The organism is Planktothrix sp. PLAVEN19ND, from assembly GCF_057220675.1.
The window spans coordinates 2490347-2506682 of sequence record NZ_CM170132.1; the positions used below are offsets into that span (position 1 = coordinate 2490347).

Annotated in this window: 18 protein-coding genes; 10 read left to right on the forward strand and 8 right to left on the reverse strand. The window is 39.0% G+C overall.

Annotated features, from left to right (window positions below; all coding sequences use genetic code 11):
* Nucleotides 1–2: 2 nt before the first annotated feature.
* Both AC2D3N_RS10740 and AC2D3N_RS10745 read right to left on the reverse strand, forming a co-directional pair.
* On the reverse strand, nucleotides 3–1598 hold the full coding sequence (locus AC2D3N_RS10740) for an efflux RND transporter periplasmic adaptor subunit (RefSeq protein WP_484693593.1): 1596 nt from the start codon (nucleotides 1596–1598) through the stop codon (nucleotides 3–5).
* A 79-nt stretch (nucleotides 1599–1677) separates the two neighbouring features.
* A complete protein-coding gene (locus AC2D3N_RS10745; RefSeq protein ID WP_079679256.1) occupies nucleotides 1678–2247 on the reverse strand; it encodes a PadR family transcriptional regulator in 570 nt (189 codons plus the stop codon).
* 172 nt (nucleotides 2248–2419) lie between these two features.
* Between AC2D3N_RS10745 and AC2D3N_RS10750 the strand changes: the two genes are divergently transcribed.
* Both AC2D3N_RS10750 and AC2D3N_RS10755 read left to right on the forward strand, forming a co-directional pair.
* Nucleotides 2420–3025 (forward strand): Crp/Fnr family transcriptional regulator, encoded by a 606-nt coding sequence (locus AC2D3N_RS10750; RefSeq protein WP_484693594.1) that lies wholly within the window; start codon nucleotides 2420–2422, stop codon nucleotides 3023–3025.
* An 11-nt stretch (nucleotides 3026–3036) separates the two neighbouring features.
* Nucleotides 3037–3363, forward strand: a complete 327-nt coding sequence (locus AC2D3N_RS10755; RefSeq protein ID WP_484693748.1) for a transposase — start codon at nucleotides 3037–3039, stop codon at nucleotides 3361–3363.
* 378 nt (nucleotides 3364–3741) lie between these two features.
* On the opposite strand, the gene AC2D3N_RS10760 is transcribed toward AC2D3N_RS10755, so the two are convergent.
* The 5 genes from AC2D3N_RS10760 to AC2D3N_RS10780 all read right to left on the reverse strand — a co-directional run bounded on the left by AC2D3N_RS10760 (nucleotide 3742) and on the right by AC2D3N_RS10780 (nucleotide 5612).
* A complete protein-coding gene (locus AC2D3N_RS10760) occupies nucleotides 3742–3969 on the reverse strand; it encodes a hypothetical protein (protein ID WP_079677597.1) in 228 nt (75 codons plus the stop codon).
* 10 nt (nucleotides 3970–3979) lie between these two features.
* Nucleotides 3980–4438, reverse strand: a complete 459-nt coding sequence (locus AC2D3N_RS10765) for a PIN domain-containing protein (RefSeq protein ID WP_484693595.1) — start codon at nucleotides 4436–4438, stop codon at nucleotides 3980–3982.
* Between the two features lie 166 nt (nucleotides 4439–4604).
* Nucleotides 4605–5093 (reverse strand): DUF29 domain-containing protein, encoded by a 489-nt coding sequence (locus AC2D3N_RS10770; RefSeq protein ID WP_484693596.1) that lies wholly within the window; start codon nucleotides 5091–5093, stop codon nucleotides 4605–4607.
* 34 nt (nucleotides 5094–5127) lie between these two features.
* Nucleotides 5128–5346, reverse strand: coding sequence for a DUF2283 domain-containing protein (locus AC2D3N_RS10775; protein ID WP_079677599.1), 219 nt, complete (start codon nucleotides 5344–5346; stop codon nucleotides 5128–5130).
* A gap of 11 nt (nucleotides 5347–5357) precedes the next feature.
* Nucleotides 5358–5612 carry a DUF4258 domain-containing protein gene (locus AC2D3N_RS10780; protein WP_484693597.1) on the reverse strand — a complete coding sequence of 85 codons (255 nt, stop codon included), beginning with the start codon at nucleotides 5610–5612 and terminating at the stop codon, nucleotides 5358–5360.
* 344 nt (nucleotides 5613–5956) lie between these two features.
* On the opposite strand from AC2D3N_RS10780, the gene AC2D3N_RS10785 reads away from it, so the two are divergent.
* From AC2D3N_RS10785 to AC2D3N_RS10815, 7 genes are all read left to right on the forward strand, one after another.
* Nucleotides 5957–7114: a Re/Si-specific NAD(P)(+) transhydrogenase subunit alpha gene (locus AC2D3N_RS10785; RefSeq protein WP_484693598.1), complete on the forward strand. Its 1158-nt coding sequence runs from the start codon at nucleotides 5957–5959 to the stop codon at nucleotides 7112–7114.
* Nucleotides 7115–7134: 20 nt separating this feature from the next.
* Nucleotides 7135–7431, forward strand: a complete 297-nt coding sequence (locus AC2D3N_RS10790; protein WP_079677602.1) for an NAD(P) transhydrogenase subunit alpha part 2 — start codon at nucleotides 7135–7137, stop codon at nucleotides 7429–7431.
* The gene (locus AC2D3N_RS10795) at nucleotides 7431–8834 is read left to right on the forward strand and encodes an NAD(P)(+) transhydrogenase (Re/Si-specific) subunit beta (protein WP_484693599.1); all 1404 of its coding nucleotides are present in this window, start codon (nucleotides 7431–7433) and stop codon (nucleotides 8832–8834) included. The genes AC2D3N_RS10790 and AC2D3N_RS10795 overlap by 1 nt, the downstream gene beginning before the upstream one ends.
* A 208-nt stretch (nucleotides 8835–9042) precedes the next feature.
* Complete coding sequence (locus AC2D3N_RS10800; protein ID WP_484693600.1) at nucleotides 9043–9267, forward strand: addiction module protein; 225 nt, start codon at nucleotides 9043–9045, stop codon at nucleotides 9265–9267.
* Complete coding sequence (locus AC2D3N_RS10805; protein WP_484693601.1) at nucleotides 9264–9560, forward strand: type II toxin-antitoxin system RelE/ParE family toxin; 297 nt, start codon at nucleotides 9264–9266, stop codon at nucleotides 9558–9560. Before AC2D3N_RS10800 ends, AC2D3N_RS10805 begins: the two co-directional genes overlap by 4 nt.
* Nucleotides 9561–9753: 193 nt before the next feature.
* Complete coding sequence (locus AC2D3N_RS10810; RefSeq protein WP_484693602.1) at nucleotides 9754–11799, forward strand: ATP-binding protein; 2046 nt, start codon at nucleotides 9754–9756, stop codon at nucleotides 11797–11799.
* A gap of 98 nt (nucleotides 11800–11897) precedes the next feature.
* Nucleotides 11898–12218: a hypothetical protein gene (locus AC2D3N_RS10815; RefSeq protein WP_484693603.1), complete on the forward strand. Its 321-nt coding sequence runs from the start codon at nucleotides 11898–11900 to the stop codon at nucleotides 12216–12218.
* A gap of 152 nt (nucleotides 12219–12370) precedes the next feature.
* Here the strand turns inward: AC2D3N_RS10815 and AC2D3N_RS10820 are convergent, their stop codons facing one another.
* On the reverse strand, nucleotides 12371–13549 hold the full coding sequence (locus tag AC2D3N_RS10820) for a CapA family protein (RefSeq protein WP_484693749.1): 1179 nt from the start codon (nucleotides 13547–13549) through the stop codon (nucleotides 12371–12373).
* A gap of 178 nt (nucleotides 13550–13727) precedes the next feature.
* Here AC2D3N_RS10820 and AC2D3N_RS10825 point away from each other — a divergent pair, with 178 nt between their 5' ends.
* Entirely contained in the window at nucleotides 13728–16214 is a 2487-nt protein-coding gene (locus AC2D3N_RS10825; RefSeq protein WP_484693604.1) for a tetratricopeptide repeat protein, read from the forward strand.
* Nucleotides 16215–16336 lie beyond the last annotated feature (122 nt).

Here is a 16336-nt window from a genome sequence, read left to right on the forward strand (position 1 = left end):
CCCTAACGTTTACCCTTTGAAGTCTGATCGGAATTAGCAGGTAAAATATTAATAGCCGCACCATCGGATAGTTTTTGTGTACCGGAAATAATCAATTTCTGTCCTGGTTTAAGTCCTTCTAAAATTTCGGCGCGATCATTTTGAATTAAACCTAATTTAATCGTCTGTTTTTTAGCAGTTAATTTTTCTTCCCCTTCCGCAATAAATACAAATCGCTGATCACCTTGAAATTTAACGGCGGTCATCGGAATCACAACGGCATTTAGTTTTTGTTTCCAAACTACTTCAGCCCGCACAAATTGACCATCTTTAAATAAGCCTTGACTATTATTAAAACTCGCTTTTGCTAAAATAGTTTGGGAGTCTTGATTTACCGAAGGCGAGATAAAACTAATTCGTCCTGTTCCTAATATTTTACCTTGAGGATCAACCATTTGTACCGATAATCCTAACTTTAAATCCTCTTTACGTTCTAAAGCTATTGGTAAGCGCAATTCCAACTGATCATTCGCAGTTAAACGGGTGAGAATATCTCCTTTACTAACATAATCTCCTACTTTAATTCCCACATCACCAACAACCCCAGTAAAGGGTGCTAAAACGGCTGTTTCTTGTAAATCCAATTCAATATTCCGCACCTGAGCCACTGCTTCAGCAACCTGGGCTTCCGCCTGTTGTATTTCTTGGATACGAGTGCCACTTTCTAATTGATTTAAAGCCTGTTGTTCCTGTTCAATAACGGCTTGACGGAGATTAATTTCTGATTGTCGATTTTTTTGTAATTGTTCTAAACGGCGTTTAGCGGCTTGCAAATTCGCATTAGCACTATTTCTTTGAGACGATAACGCATCAAATTGATCTTGGGAAATTGCCCCGGATTCGCTTAAATCTTGAAAGCGATTCACTCGATTTTGAGCTAATTCGGCATCGGCTTGAATTGAATCAATTTGAGATTTGGCTTGATTAATTTCTGCTAATAAACTACCGGATTCCGCATCGGCTAATCTAGCTTTTGCTTCGGCTAATTTTGCCCTTCCTTGAGCAATTTCTTCAGGACGACTTCCGGCTTGTAATTCTGATAAACGGGCTTGAGTCCGAACTAAATTAGCTTTAGCTTGATTTAAACTTGATTCTACACTATCACTTTTGAGGCGAGCGATCGCGTCTCCCTGTTCAATCACCTGCCCCGATTCCACTAAAATCTGGGTAATTCTACCTTCAATTTCTGGCTTAATATCCACTGCCCGTTTTGCCTCTAATGTCCCAACAAAATCAGAGGTTTCTTCAAAATCAAAAGTTTCTACCGCAGCGATTTTAACAGCATTTCCCCTCGGCTTACTAGCTTTTTCCGAGGTTGGGTTATCCCTATTTTCAGGGGTAGCTTGCCACCATTGTCCTCCGACGAAACCCACCCCCAACGCCATTAAAGTAACCAGTAAAATTTGGAACCCTCCGGTTTTATAAGCCGAGGGTTCTGGAGCAACTTTTATGGGTAAAGATTTAGCTGGAAAATCAGTTATTTCTTGTTGATTTTCCGACTCAATCCATTCTTGATCCTGTTCTTTCACCGTAGATTTAGGGAATTGTAAATCAGACATTTTTCAGCCAAGATTGAGGTTGTTTTTACGGAGCAAAATGACCATTAAATTGAGACAAAATTAGGGTTATAGTCTAAAGTTACAATATATTAAACTCAGTTAACATCTTTCCAGAGGTAGATGCAAAAGCACTAGATTGTTCTTTTTCTAAACATTCCTGAAGCCAATCCATTTCTGACTTTAGCATGAACTTTGCCCGTTCCCAAGTGGCGGATTGAAAAGAGTCCGTTACTAACTTTTCCATTTCTTGACTATCTAAATAAGTTTGTCGTTGGTGACAAACCCTTAAACGGATCTGAATCAGTTGGACTCGTTCCCCAGGTTCTAAACTTCCGAAAAAGAAATACTTCACTAAAAATCGAGCGCGACTTTTAACCCAGCTTTCTTGCGGATGTTCCAACATTTTTTCCCGCCAACGAGCGCATCCAGCGGCAGTAACGGCATAAATTCTGCGACTCGCTCCTGCACGCCCAGACTCCTCCAACAACACCTGGACTTGACCCCGTTCTTCTAAACGTTTGAGCAAGGGGTAAATCGCTCCATAGTTAACACTCATACAACTACTGAGAAATAACTCCAGCTGTTGTTTAAGTCGGTAGCCATGTAAGGGTTCTTGTTGTAATAGTCCGAGGGCAGATAATTCTAACATTATATCAAATTGATAGTTAATTAATGTATTGGATTGTACCCGATTATTTTTTAGGCAATCAGGTTGTATTGTAGTGCAGTATTCCTAGAAATGTCGGAGAATTTTAATCGAGACTAAACCTAAATTTAACCTCAAGCCTTTAGGCTGGGAGTAAGCATTCAAGGAATCTCCTGTGAATATTTCAACCCTTGTTAATCCTGCGTTAACCTCCAGACCCCGTACCTTTAACCCCCGGGAACAAATCCCCCTCTGGTCTAATACCCTATGGAAAATCGAACGGGGTGTCGTGCGTACCCTCACCTGGAAAGAAGACGGAACCTTAATTAGTTTAGGATATTGGGGACAGAATGATATTGTCGGTAGACCCCTGTCTCAACTTGACCCATATCAAATTGAATGTGTTAGCTCCGTTGAAGTTAGCGTTATCCCCTCAACTCTTTGGTCAGATTATACCGATGGAATTTTGACCCATCTGCGCCAAATCGAGGAATTGCAAACTATTTTCCATACCCAAGGGACAGAGCAGCGTTTATTAAATTGTTTAAAATGGCTGGGAAAAAAATTTGGTCGTTTGATGCCCGATGGATTATTAATTGATTTACGTCTAACCCATGCCGATATTTCTGATTTAATTGGGATGACTCGGGTAAGTGTCACCCGTATGATGATTAAACTTGAACAGGATGAATTAATTCAACGTCCGGGTCGTCATTGTATTATTTTGAAATCATCTGTTTTTCTTTCGTACCAATCATCAGAGGTTAAGAAAGTAGATTAAATATATTTTGTCTGTGGAGTGAACCGGGCTACACCTATTATTTTAGAGGGGAACAAAAACGTTTAGAACAAACACATCGTCGGGGTCGAAGATTAAGTATTATTGGGTTTTTGCAACAGCAAATCAGTTTTGTTTACGGCTTGGTGATTGGAGGTGTGAATCGCAAGTGTTATATCCAAATGATGGAACAAGAAGCACAAGATGCGGAAAAAACCGGACGGATGAGAGTGATTGTCCAAGATAATAGCCCGATACATCAATGCCATGAGGTGAAAAAACTTTGGTCAAAATGGGAAAGTTTGGAATCTTTTTCCGTAAGGATGGGGCGGGTTTATTAAGATTGGGGTGATGTGATAGAGGTTGACTCGAACTCGCCCCTACAATTGGGGGATTTAATCATAAGGGAAAGTGCGATCGCGGCACAGAAACCCGGTTTCTGAATAAATCTTGATGGGATACAATTAACTTTAATTATAAACCCGGTTTCTTGAGTTGAGATGAGAGCGATCGCCGGATAGTTTGGTTTTGTTCTTCGGCTCCTTCTTTGACTTTAAATCCGTAGCGGAGCAAGCCATAAACGGCTTTATTGGCATCATAAAGGTTTTGGATTTTCCCAGGGTGGCAGCTTTATCCAGTTTTTCCAAAGCTTTATTAATTAGGGTGTACTCACTATTTTTCTCCTTTAATAACTACCGTTCAATAAATCAATGAGAAACCTATTCAATTATTTCATCATATTGGTTGTTCTCGTCTTCTCGATGCTGTTTCATTGAAAGCAGAATTTCGTCTAATGGCGTTTGGTTTAGCCACTGATGGCGCTCTTGGGTATAGTCGCCTTGACCGAGATTAAAGTAGTTAATAAACCGGATAGCATCAACGACTCCTAAAGAATCAATTAAGGCTTGATATCCTTGTTTGATAATTTCTTGCTGGGTTTTAGTCATGGTTTTGCTCCTATTTTTGGGTAATACTCATTAGCCATTGAACGGGATTGTTAACGGGAACCTGGATAAGCTGAATATTTCTTTGGGTTTTTTTGATTAGACGGTCATCTGTGGATAAAAATATATTGGCACGGCTTCGTTCTGCACTGGCGATGTGGGTGGCATCGTAGCCAGAAAATCCTAATTTTACAAGTTCTATAGAACGGTTTTCTATTAATTGACTGCTGATTATTTTAATTTTAGCAATTCTCAGGATTGCCTTGACGTTCTTGAGTCTTTCAACGTCGGGAGTTTGAGCGAGTTCTACATCTAAGGCGGTGCTGGTGATTAGTTTCCATTGTCCTGATTGGCATTGGCTTAAGATAGTGAGGATTGCTTGGGTTTCTAAGGCGATTCGGGGCTGGGTTTGGTCGTCAAAGGGACGATTAAGGCAGCAAGCATCTAAATAAATTCTATAGCTTTCACTCATATCAGGCGTGTCCTCCCGGTTAACAATTCTTGCATCATTCCCTCCTCCTTTCTTTATGGAAGGTGGCATTATCACCGATATTTTTACAGATTCTTCTCAACAGTCAGGAGGAAGTTGGGATATTAATCTCAATTAGAAACCCGGTTTCTTAAGATTTTTCACCGTGCTAATCTTCTGGGTCATCATCCGATAAAATATATTCATCCTCAAAAACCTCTGACCAAGAAAGGGAGGTCAAATGACATTTAACTTTCCTCATTTCCAGTTCTGCTTCTTTGACGGCGGCTTGAAAACATTTATCCCAAATTGATTCAATAAAATCTCTATTTAAACTCGGAACTTCCTCTTGAATATCCTCGATTTCTCGACGGGCTGAGAAAATACTAATCGCCCAACTATTTGTGCGTTTTTGAGGTTGACATTTCCATTTAATAATATGAACCATTAACCGAATTAACTTACTTTTTAATGCTCGTCTGTCATTTCTTCCCATTGCTTCAATTAGAGATTCTAAACCTTCTTTTGCTTCCATTACTTGATTCTCCTGTAAGAGTTGCTGGATAGTTACAGCCATTTGATACTCTGATCCAGTTGCTAACCAGTCCCAATCTTGTTTAGTCAGCATTGCCATTTCCTTGAGATTACCCATATTCATAAACTTATCATAACTAACGCATTCCCTATTCTATTTAAGCTACAGTAAAAGATATATTTTCTATAACCACATGGGGGATATTTCCTGTACCTAAAACCTGTGTAGCATCTAAAATTTCTATCCCAACTAATAACTCATTTTCACCAATATTTAAAGCAATTTCCTCGGTTAAATGTAAAGTCCGACACTGATGCTCACCTTCTACAAGTCTAATGTAGAGAGCATTAACTTCTGAATCATAACTAATCTTCATAAATTTTGACCTCAAAAATAAAAAGTATAGACCGTGATAACGACTAACTCAGTATCAGTCTCGGCAACAATAGGTGCTACTTTATTGAGAGAGTGGAACTTACCCTGCCAATAATTATTATACTGAAAAGTGGCTTGATATTTGTATCTACCATTTTTAGCAGCTTGTCGATTACCTGTAATAATGGTATCAACAATTTCTACTTCATTTGTACCTCTTTCAATGGCTTGTTCTTGGGCATGATTAGTTAATCTAATGGGTTTCACTCTTTAGGTACTCCAACAGCTACGAGTTCATTAGTGATGCCATTTTCAATCCCATCATGCTGACATTAAGAGATTTTAGAATAAATTTTAGCAACAGCTAACCGTGCTTTATCTTTACTATTACTTGCTTTTTTCCTAGGGATATTTGTTGATCTGTATTAAGGTATAACCTAAACTTGTATGTCTCGAATCTTATCGAATTTTCAAAACCTCGCCTATAATGTAACACGATCTTGTTCATGTTATCGGGATTGGCCCCTATTGCATTAACTTGGCGAAGCGGAGAAAAAAACATAACTGTTAACCGTTAACTGTTAACTCTGAACAAATTATCAGGAGATTGTATGAAAATTGGCATTGCTAAAGAAAGTCAGGTAGATGAACGGCGAGTTGCCCTCATCCCTGATGTTGTAGCCCGTTTGGTTAAACAGGGTGTGGAAGTGTGGGTGGAGGCAGGAGCAGGGGAGCGGGCCTGTTTTTCCGATGGAACCTATGAACAGGCAGGGGCGAAAATTGTTGATCAGGGGACACTTTGGAGCGAAGTGGACGTCCTGCTGAAAGTGGGGGTATTAGAAGACTCAGAAGTCTCTAAACTCAAGTCTGGCGGGGTGTTAATCACCTTTTTAAACCCCTTGGGAAATCCTGAATTAATTCAGAAACTGGCGGCCCAGAACGTGACGGCCTTTAGTATGGAATTGATCCCCCGTACCAGTCGCGCCCAAAGCATGGATGCCCTATCCTCCCAAGCGAACCTGGCCGGATATAAGGCCGTATTAATTGCCGCCGCGGCTTTACCGAAATATTTCCCGATGTTAACCACGGCCGCCGGAACTATTCGGCCCGCTAAGGTGTTAATTTTGGGGGCCGGGGTCGCTGGGTTACAAGCGATCGCCACGGCCCGACGTCTGGGTGCTATTGTCGAAGGGTTTGATATTCGTCCCGAAGTTAAAGAACAGGTACAAAGTTTGGGGGCTAAGTTTGTCGATGTGTCCCTAGAGGAAGATACAGTGGCCGAGGGGGGTTATGCTAAGGAAATTTCCGAAAAAGCCAAGGAACGCACCCGGGAAGTCCTGAGTCAGCACGTCGCGGCTTCTGATGTGGTGGTGACAACGGCCCAAGTTCCCGGCAGAAAAGCCCCAGTATTAGTCACAGAGGACATGGTAGCTCAAATGAAACCGGGTTCGGTGATCGTCGATCTGGCTGCGGAACAGGGGGGAAACTGTGAATGCAGCGAAGCCGGGAAAGATGTGGTGAAACATGGCGTGACGATTATTGGGCCGATTAATTTACCCGCTTCCATGCCCATTCATGCCAGCGAAGTTTATGCTAAAAATATTTCGGCTTTATTGGCATTAATGATTAACAAAGATAAGCAACTGGAGATTAATTTTGCCGATGATATTCTCGATGGATCTTGTGTGACTCATAACGGTGAAATTCGTTCTGAAAGAGTCAAACAAGCCCTAACCCAAAATCCTCAACAGTCCCCCGTCAACAGTTAACTGTCAATTGTTCTGAAATTATGACTACTGAAACATTAATTTCCGCATTGTTTGTCTTTGTTTTAGCCACCTTTGCGGGGTTTGAAGTAATTACGAAAGTTCCGCCAACTTTGCATACTCCCTTAATGTCGGGGGCCAATGCGATTTCAGGAATTTCTGTTTTAGGCGCGTTAATTATTGCGGGCGATCGCGATTGGAATGTCACCGTAATTCTGGGATTTATTGGGATTATTCTCGCCATGATTAACGTCGTTGGTGGCTTTTTAGTCACAGATCGAATGCTGGAAATGTTCAAGAAAAAAGAGGTTAAAGCCTAATGGATATTCGCTTAACGGGAATACAACTTAGTTATTTAGTAGCTGTCACCTTCTTTTTCTTTGGATTGAAAAAGTTAGGATCTCCAGCAACAGCTAGAAGTGGCAATTTATGGGCAGCAATTGGGATGTTAATTGCTGTTGTTGCCACAATGTTAGATCGGCAGGTTTTGAACTATGAACTGATCGTTCTTGCCTTAATTATTGGTTCGGTCATCGGGGCAGTGATGGCTTATAAAATTCAAATGACCGAAATGCCCCAAATGGTAGGGTTACTGAATGGTTTGGGGGGTGCTGCTTCTTCTATGGTAGCGGTGGGAGAATTCTGGCGCTATTTAGCCCTAGCCCAAACTCCACCTTTAGGTACAACCATTACCGCCATTTTAGGGGTATTAATTGGGGGGATAACCTTTACAGGTTCGATGATTGCCTTTGCCAAATTGCAGGGGATTATGAGTGGTTCTCCGATCTTATTTCCCCTGCAACAACAGTTTAATATTCTGCTGTTTGTTGCTTTTGGGGTAGGCAGTATTTATATTTGCCTCACCCCTTTTAATGTGTCGGTATTTTTAGGGTTAGTGTTCATTTCCCTAATTTTAGGGGTGTTATTCGTCATTCCCATCGGGGGTGGCGATATGCCCGTGGTGATTTCTCTGTTAAATTCCTTCTCCGGGTTAGCAGCATCAGCGGCTGGGTTTGTGGTGATGAACAACCTATTAATCATTGCTGGGGCGTTAGTGGGGGCGTCGGGGATTATCCTGACCGTGATTATGTGTAAGGCGATGAACCGTTCTTTAACTAACGTGCTATTTGCTGGGTTTGGAACCGGAGAAAGTGGTTCTGGGGCTGCTAGTGGAGGCACTGCAACGGATCAAACGGTTCGCAGTATTGATACCGAGGAAGGGGCGATGATGTTAGGATATGCCCGGTCTGTGGTGATTGTACCCGGTTATGGCATGGCTGTAGCCCAGGCGCAGCATAGTGTTAAGGAGTTGGTGGATCAATTAGAAAGTAATGGGGTGGATGTCAAATATGCCATTCATCCTGTAGCGGGACGGATGCCCGGACACATGAACGTGCTGTTAGCAGAGGCGAATGTTCCCTACCCTCAGTTATATGACATGGATGACATTAATCCACAGTTTGATCAAACCGATGTAGCGTTAGTTATCGGAGCAAACGATGTGGTGAACCCGGCGGCACGGGAAGATAAAAATAGCCCGATTTATGGGATGCCGATTTTGGATGTGGATAAAGCTAAACATACCATTGTGATTAAACGCAGTATGAATACTGGGTTTGCTGGGGTGGAAAATGACCTATTTTATAAAGACAAAACCATGATGTTATTTGGAAGTGCAAAAGATGTTGTGGCTAAGTTAGTTTCGGAAGTCAAACAACTGTAGAAGTATCCTTTCTGACCCTCTCCGCAAGTTCGGGGAGGGTTTTTGATTATAATGAGGTTAGGAGCAAAGCGATCGCTTAAACCAATAATAGAGTAAGGGTTAAACAGATGTCATCGATACCCAGTGTTAAACAAGAAATGATAGTTAACATTATTTCTGTTATATTTTGAGTGTATTAGTTGTAAAACTTTTTATCTAGGTAATGGGTATGGATATTACTGCTACCTTAAATCAAATTACATCTCTGAGTATTGTAGACCGAATTCAGCTTGTACAAGCGATTTGGGATAGTATAGCAGCAGAGCAAACTTATCTTGATTTGACAGATGCAGAGAAACAAGAACTTGATCATCGAATTACTGCTTATGAAACCAATCCAGATGATGTTATGACTTGGGAGGATATAAAAGCATCAATTAAAAGAAAATCATGAATTATGTCCTAGTATTTCGACCAGAAGTTCGTGAAGAACTTAATGAAGCTTATGATTGGTATGAAAATCAGCAAACTGGACTAGGTGACGATTTTTTGGATTCTATAGACGAGGTATTAAATCGTATTTGCCAGATGCCAGAGTCCTATCCAATAGTTTATCGTGATGTTAGGCGGTCTGTGGTGCGTCGCTTCCCTTATGTTGTTTACTATCGGATTGTATCGAGTCGGGTGATTATAACAGCAATTTTTCATAGTCGGAGAGATCCAAAAACGTTGAAAATTAGAAACTAATCAACAGTTGTAGCGAAACTTATTTTTTATCAATAGTGCTAGTGATGTAGTTAACTCAAATGATGGAGTGAGTACACGGAGATAAAATTTTTTGTAAATTTTTGTAAATTTTTAGCCTAGACATCAATAATTTTAAAATTATGGTATATTAAAAGATTAATATAGTATATAGTGGATTAGTTTAGATTTTAAAATGACTGAACAAAAACCAGGATTGCACCATACTATAAAGGGCAATATAGCTAATTTTTCTGAAGAAGAAAAAAAAATTATATACAAGTTAGCTGAAGAGTGGTATGTGACCAATGCAGGAGAATTGAAAATAGGCCCAAAAAGCCGATACAATTATGCTTTGATAAAAGCGACACCAGCTTATAGAAATATGTTTGGGTTTGAAAAAGAACTCATAGTGATTTTTAGCCGATATAAAAACTTTGAACCGAGATCAATTGATGCAATCGATACATTATATCAGTCTGTTTTAGACAGATATCAAGTTTTGAGGATAGAAAGAATCTGTAGTATTCTTTTTAGTGAAGATAGCGATATTGAAAGAAAAATTAGTGATCTTCTTAGGGAGTCCCAAGAATCTCAGGTCATTGTGCCAATATCATATCAGGAAATTATAGATAGCTCAGATGCTTACTTTTTAAAGAATAAATTTACAGATAATTTTTATAAACGTAATCTCTTTGATTTCACATCGCCTCTTAAAAAAGATTTATATTTTTTTGGAAGAACAGATCTTATTAATAAATTAGGAGATCGGCATTCTTCTCATGAGAACTCAGGTGTATTCGGGTTAAGAAGATCAGGTAAAACTTCTCTTATTTTTGCTGTTCAGCGACAGATGGATCTTGTTGGTAATCCATCTGTTCTTATTAGTTGTGATGATGTAAGCTTTCAACAGCGTCGTTGGAATGAGTGCCTCTACTATATTCTTGATAGATTAGTTGATAAATATAAAAGACAAAATCAGTTAAAAGTTTCACTTAGCTCTGTAGATTTGTACACAGAAAAAGATGCAGCTTCACTTTTTGAAAAGGATATTCTTAAGATATATAATAGGTTGGGCAAAAAGCCTATTCTTATAGTATTTGATGAAATTGAAAGGATTACATTTAATACGGCTACTGTAGAACATTGGAAATCTGGGGAAGATTTTATATTTCTCTGGCAAACTTTAAAATCAAAGTTTAATACCTTAGACAAAGTATTTTCGTACTTAATTGTTGGAACTAATCCTACCTGTATTGAAAAATCAAAAATAAGAGGGATAGACAATCCTATTTTTCATTCTATATCGATCCAATATTTGGAGCAGTTTGATGTCCATCAAACACGCCATATGGTTAGTACCATCGGTAAATTTTTAGGTTTAACTTTTGAAGAAACAATTTATAGTAAACTTGTCGAAGATTACGGTGGTCATCCTTTTCTAGTTCGTCAAATTTGCAGCTTAATATATCGGCGTTGTCAACAACAGTTGCCTATTACAGTGGATAGAGCAATGTACAATAAAGCTAAAGATGATTTTGATCAGGAGAAGTCTTTAAACTACATTAGCATGATTCTAGAAGTGCTTACAGATTTCTACCCAGATGAACATACTATGCTTACATATTTAGCAATAGAAGACATAGACTTCTTTAACAGTTTAGCAAATGACTCTCCAGAGTATGTCACTCATTTGATAGGCTATGGGATCATATCTCGAAATCAAAATGCAGATGGATATGATTTTAAAATAGATGCTGTTCAGAAATATCTGCAAAATCGTAATAGGTATAAAAAATTAAGTTGTACCCCAGATGAAATACGCCAGGAGATTTGTCAACGGAGAAACGATCTAGAACTAAAATTAAGAAAAATAATTCAAGGGAAATTACTAGGGCATTATGATGTGGAAAAAGCAAAGAGTTTAATGATAGAAAACTTGAAATCACGTAATAAACAGCCATACCTAGAGTCATTAACTTATCCAGATCTATTTAATCCATCTAAGGTTAAGATATACTTTTTTAATTTAAAAGAAATTATTGTTAACGAATGGGAAATATTTCAAAGAATCTTCAGAGATCAAGATCGTTTTGAGAATAGCATGAAAACTATTAATGATTTCCGCAAGGTTGATGCTCATGCACAAGACACAGTAACTGATAATGAGTTTATAAACTTCAGAACTAAAATAGGGTGGATTGAAAATTGCCTTTTAGAGTGGAAAAAATTAACAGGTTAAGTTGAAATTAAAAAGGCAGGCATAATTATCATGCTCAAAGCTGATAACGTAGTAAGTATAAATCCTGTAGTTGTACAAACCTATCTTAATTCAGAACTATGAATCAAAATAATTCTTATAAAGAATACAGAGACATTAATCTAGAAATTACTTTGAAGTCTGGTGTTTCGTATACAGGAGTAAAGTGTTCTTTGTTCTATGTTTACTCTGAAAAATATAAAGATTGTGATGGTTGTGCAGTTATTTACTTTTCCTGTATTAATACCATAAGAGAGGGTAATCAAAGAATTGACCCTACCGACTATTCAGTTTTTCGTGATCAGCAGGGTAGAGCCTGGAAAGTAGATCATTATGAAGAAAACAGTCCTCCAGAGCCTCCAGGCTTGATCTTCTACCTTATACATGAAGATCAAGCCTAAAAACGGTTGTTATGTTATTTTTAGGATAAATTCTAATTTAGATAATTAATATTAATTATCGGGAAAAATATAATGCCACATAAACCGGGTTGCTCAACAAATATTGATCGGATACAATTAATCTTAATTATAAACCCGGTTTCTTGAATACTCTACTTTAAAGAATTAAGATGACGATTCATATTATTTAAGTCAATTTCTAACTGTCGATAATCTCCCGCCGATAATAAGGGATCTTTTCGAGATTTTAATACCTGTTCTATGGGCAGAATCAGAAACTGATATTTCCCATTCTGCTCATAGCGATGTACCCAAGTCGGTAGGGTTTGAATGTTTTTAATTTCAATGGTTTTATCGGGGAAATTCTTTAAAATATTCACTTTAAAAATCATCCCTAAATCTCGATATTTTTCCCGTTGATTAGAGACAAAATTTCCCATAGAATAAATAACTACAGCTTTTTTAGACTTTCCTAATTTCCCGGTTTGTTCAAAAACTTGATAGGGTTGCACAACATGGGGATGACTCCCTAAAATAATATCAGCCCCGGCATCAACTAACTGCTTCACTAAAGTTTTTTGTGCCGTATTCGGTTGACGTTGATATTCTGAACCAAAATGTAAAATAACCGTGACCAGATCTACCCCTAATTTACGAGCTTTAGTAATATCTTGGGTAATTTTTTTAGCATCTATTAATGAGACTAAATAATTTTTACCCTTGGGAATCGGGATACCATTAGTACCATAACTATAAGCCAAAATTGCCATAGAAATATTATTCTTTTCAACGATAACTATTTTTTGAGCTTCTTCAACCGAGGCGGCCGTTCCCACAGGAATTAAACCTCGTTTTTTCACATTTTCTAAGGTTTTTAAAACGCCTTTTTCTCCTCGATCCAAAGAATGATTATTTGTCGTTGAGATAATATTAAATCCGGCTTTGGCGATCGCATCTGCTAAAGCATCTGGAGCATTAAATAAAGGATATCCTGTATATCCAGTTTCTGGGCCTGCTAGGGTCGTTTCTAAGTTACCAATGACCCAATCTCCCGAGGATAAAATTCCTTTAACTTCTTTAAAGAAATTATCATAATTATAGGTTTTTGTAGTTGGGTGATAACCGGATTTAATTTGAGCCCCGTGCATCATAATATCCCCGACGGCGATTAATTCTGCTTCTTTTGTATAAGGTTGGGTTTTGGGGGGTTGAGGGTTGATAGTTTCTGCTGCGACTTCTGCTGTTTTTGGGTTTGGATTACTACATCCCCCCATAAAAATAAAAAAACTACTGGTTAATATTAAAGTCAGCCATCGACTTTTAAAAATCATCATTTTCACCCTAAAATTTTGATAATCTTACCGCAATTGTTACCCTGATCAGATCAATCATTGGCTTAGTCCCAGATAGGGAATTCGTTTTGATTGATCGGAGAATTAGGTAATTAATTAAGAATCCGATCGCTTGGATGTAGGGTAAACTATAGGGGATGGGTTGGAGAACTCGGACTTGGTTAAGCAGACAAAGCTATTCATGCAAAATTATCAACGGACTGATGCTGGTGTGGTCTCGGATCAACGCCTGAATTTTTTGGCCTGGATATCCCGCAGCAGCCTAATTCTAACTTTGGTATTACTTTCGGCGGGAGTCAGCATGGCTCAGTCCCCCAAGTCCCCAGAACCGAAACCCACCACTCCCACAAAAACCCTATCCCCCAAGGAGCGGCTGGAACTCGAACAACTGCGACAACAGCAGCTTTTGCAGGAACAGGTGCAAGCAGAAGCTCAACGCACTTTTAAACAGACAATGACCCTGTTTAATCTCCTGTTAGGATTGTTAGGGATTTTATTAGCAGCAACCCTAGTGGGATTATGGTTATTACGGCGTTCCGTTGTCCGAGAAGTAACTGTTATTGTTAAAAATCACCTGAATGAATTAGGGGATTTAGAAGGAAAAATCGCCGCTGCCAATCAACAAATGCAAGCGGTGATCAGGGAAACTGATAAAATTGCTCAAGACCTGAATGCAGAAGCGGATGATTTTCAGGATGAATTAGGAACCCATCGCGATCAAATTGGGGAATGGTTAACCGAATTGTCCCAAGTGCGTCAAGGTGCATTACAAAATTTTCAACAGGAAACTCAGGAAGTTACCCAAGAACTTCATCGCTTAGAAATTGAGTTTTCTCAACAATTGGCAGAATTACAAAATCGCGCCAGTAATCAACAGAATTTAATCTTGCAAAATTTAGATCAACTGGGCACAAATTACGCTAACCATGTTGCCGGGTTGCAGGCGGATGTGGATGGTCAAAAAAATACGGTTTTAGAGAATTTTAAACAGTCAGAAGCAACTTTAACTAGCCAATTATCCGAGTTACAAATTCAAGTCCAAAATCAACGCGATCGCCTATTCCAAACCTTAGAACAGGTAGGTACGGAATTTAAAACCACCCTATCCGGTTGGCAAACCGATATCGAAGGTCAAAAGAATACCGTGGGCAAGAATTTACAACAAATTGAAACTGAATTAGCTCAGGAGTTATCCCAACTACAAAAACAGGCGGAAACCCAAAAAGATCGGGTCTTTGCTCGTTTAGAACGCTATGAAACGGATTTCGCCCCGCAACTGGAAGAAATTAGAATTAAATCAGAACAAAAAGCTCAGGAACAAATTGATTTAGCTCTGAAAAATTTAGAGAAATTTGGCAATGATGCGGTGACTCAACTCTCCGATTCCCAAGGCAGAATTCAAGGACAAATGGAGCAGAAACTCCAACGGATTAAACAGTTAGAACAGCAAGCGGAAACTCAACTGGCTACCTATCAACAACAACTCCAAGTTCAAGTGGATGAAAAGTTACAAAGATTACAACAATTAGAAGCGGAATATGCCGCCATAATTGCCGATAGTCAAACGGGATGGAAAACCCAAAAAGAACGAATTGTTCAACGGTTGGAGAAGTTTGATCAAGATGTAAATGGGGTGATTGAACAGTTAAGAGGAGATTTGCAAACCCGCAAGGATTCTACTTTTAATAAATTAGATAAATTTGATTTAATGTTAACGGAGCAGATCACGGAAGTTCAGGCGGATGCTAATGCTCAAAAAACTGGAATTTTCCAAGAATTAGTGGCAATGCAGTCGGAAGCCTTGGCGAGAAAAGATGAAATTCTCCAACAGTTATTAGCTGTTTCGCCAAAGGATTTAATGGAATCGGCGGTTTCAGAAATGATGCAGAAAATTGACACCATTTCCGAGCAATTGGATCGGTTAAAATCCAATAAACCGGAGTTATTTTTAAACGTTGATGATTATGTGCAACGGGGGAATTTATTGTTTGCTGAAGGTCGTTATGAAGATGCTTTAGCCACCTTTCATCAAGTGGTAGAATTGCAGCCCAATGATTATCGATCTTGGCTAAATCGAGGTATGGCATTAAGTCGCTTAAAACGTCAAAATGAGGCGATCGCATCCTATAAAAAAGCCCTAGAAATCAAACCAGATTATCACCAAGCCTGGGTGGATTTAGGTGTAGCCTATGGCAAATTACAAAAACATCAAGATGCCTTTGAAGCCTTTGATCAAGCGGTAAAAGTTAAACCAGAAGATAGTGTGGCTTGGTTAAATCGGGGCATGGCATTACAAGCAATTGAAAGATATCAAGATGCGGCAACATCTTTTGATAAGGCGATTGAATTTGACCCGGATAATTCTAAAGCCTGGAATTATCGCGGTTATGTTTTAATTAAGTTAAAACGGGGAAAAGAAGCCCTAGAAAGTTTAGATCGGACGTTAACTTTAAAACCCGATTATGCCGATGCTTATTATAATAAAGCGATTATTTATGCTCAACAACGTCAAACGGAATTAGCCGTTGAAAATTTAGAGCAAGCAATTGATCTCAGTGCCCGTTATCGAGAGGAGGCCAAAACCGACCCGGATTTATATGCAATTATTAAGTTTTTGCGTCCGAAAGCCAAACTTCAATCCTAATATCCCGTTGTTGGGCTGTTGTTGGGCTTTAGCCCCTCCTAATTGTTGGGCTTTAGCCCCTCCTAGTTATTAGGATAAACTCCCTAAGAAGAATGGGCTAAAGCCCAACAACAGTGCCTTTC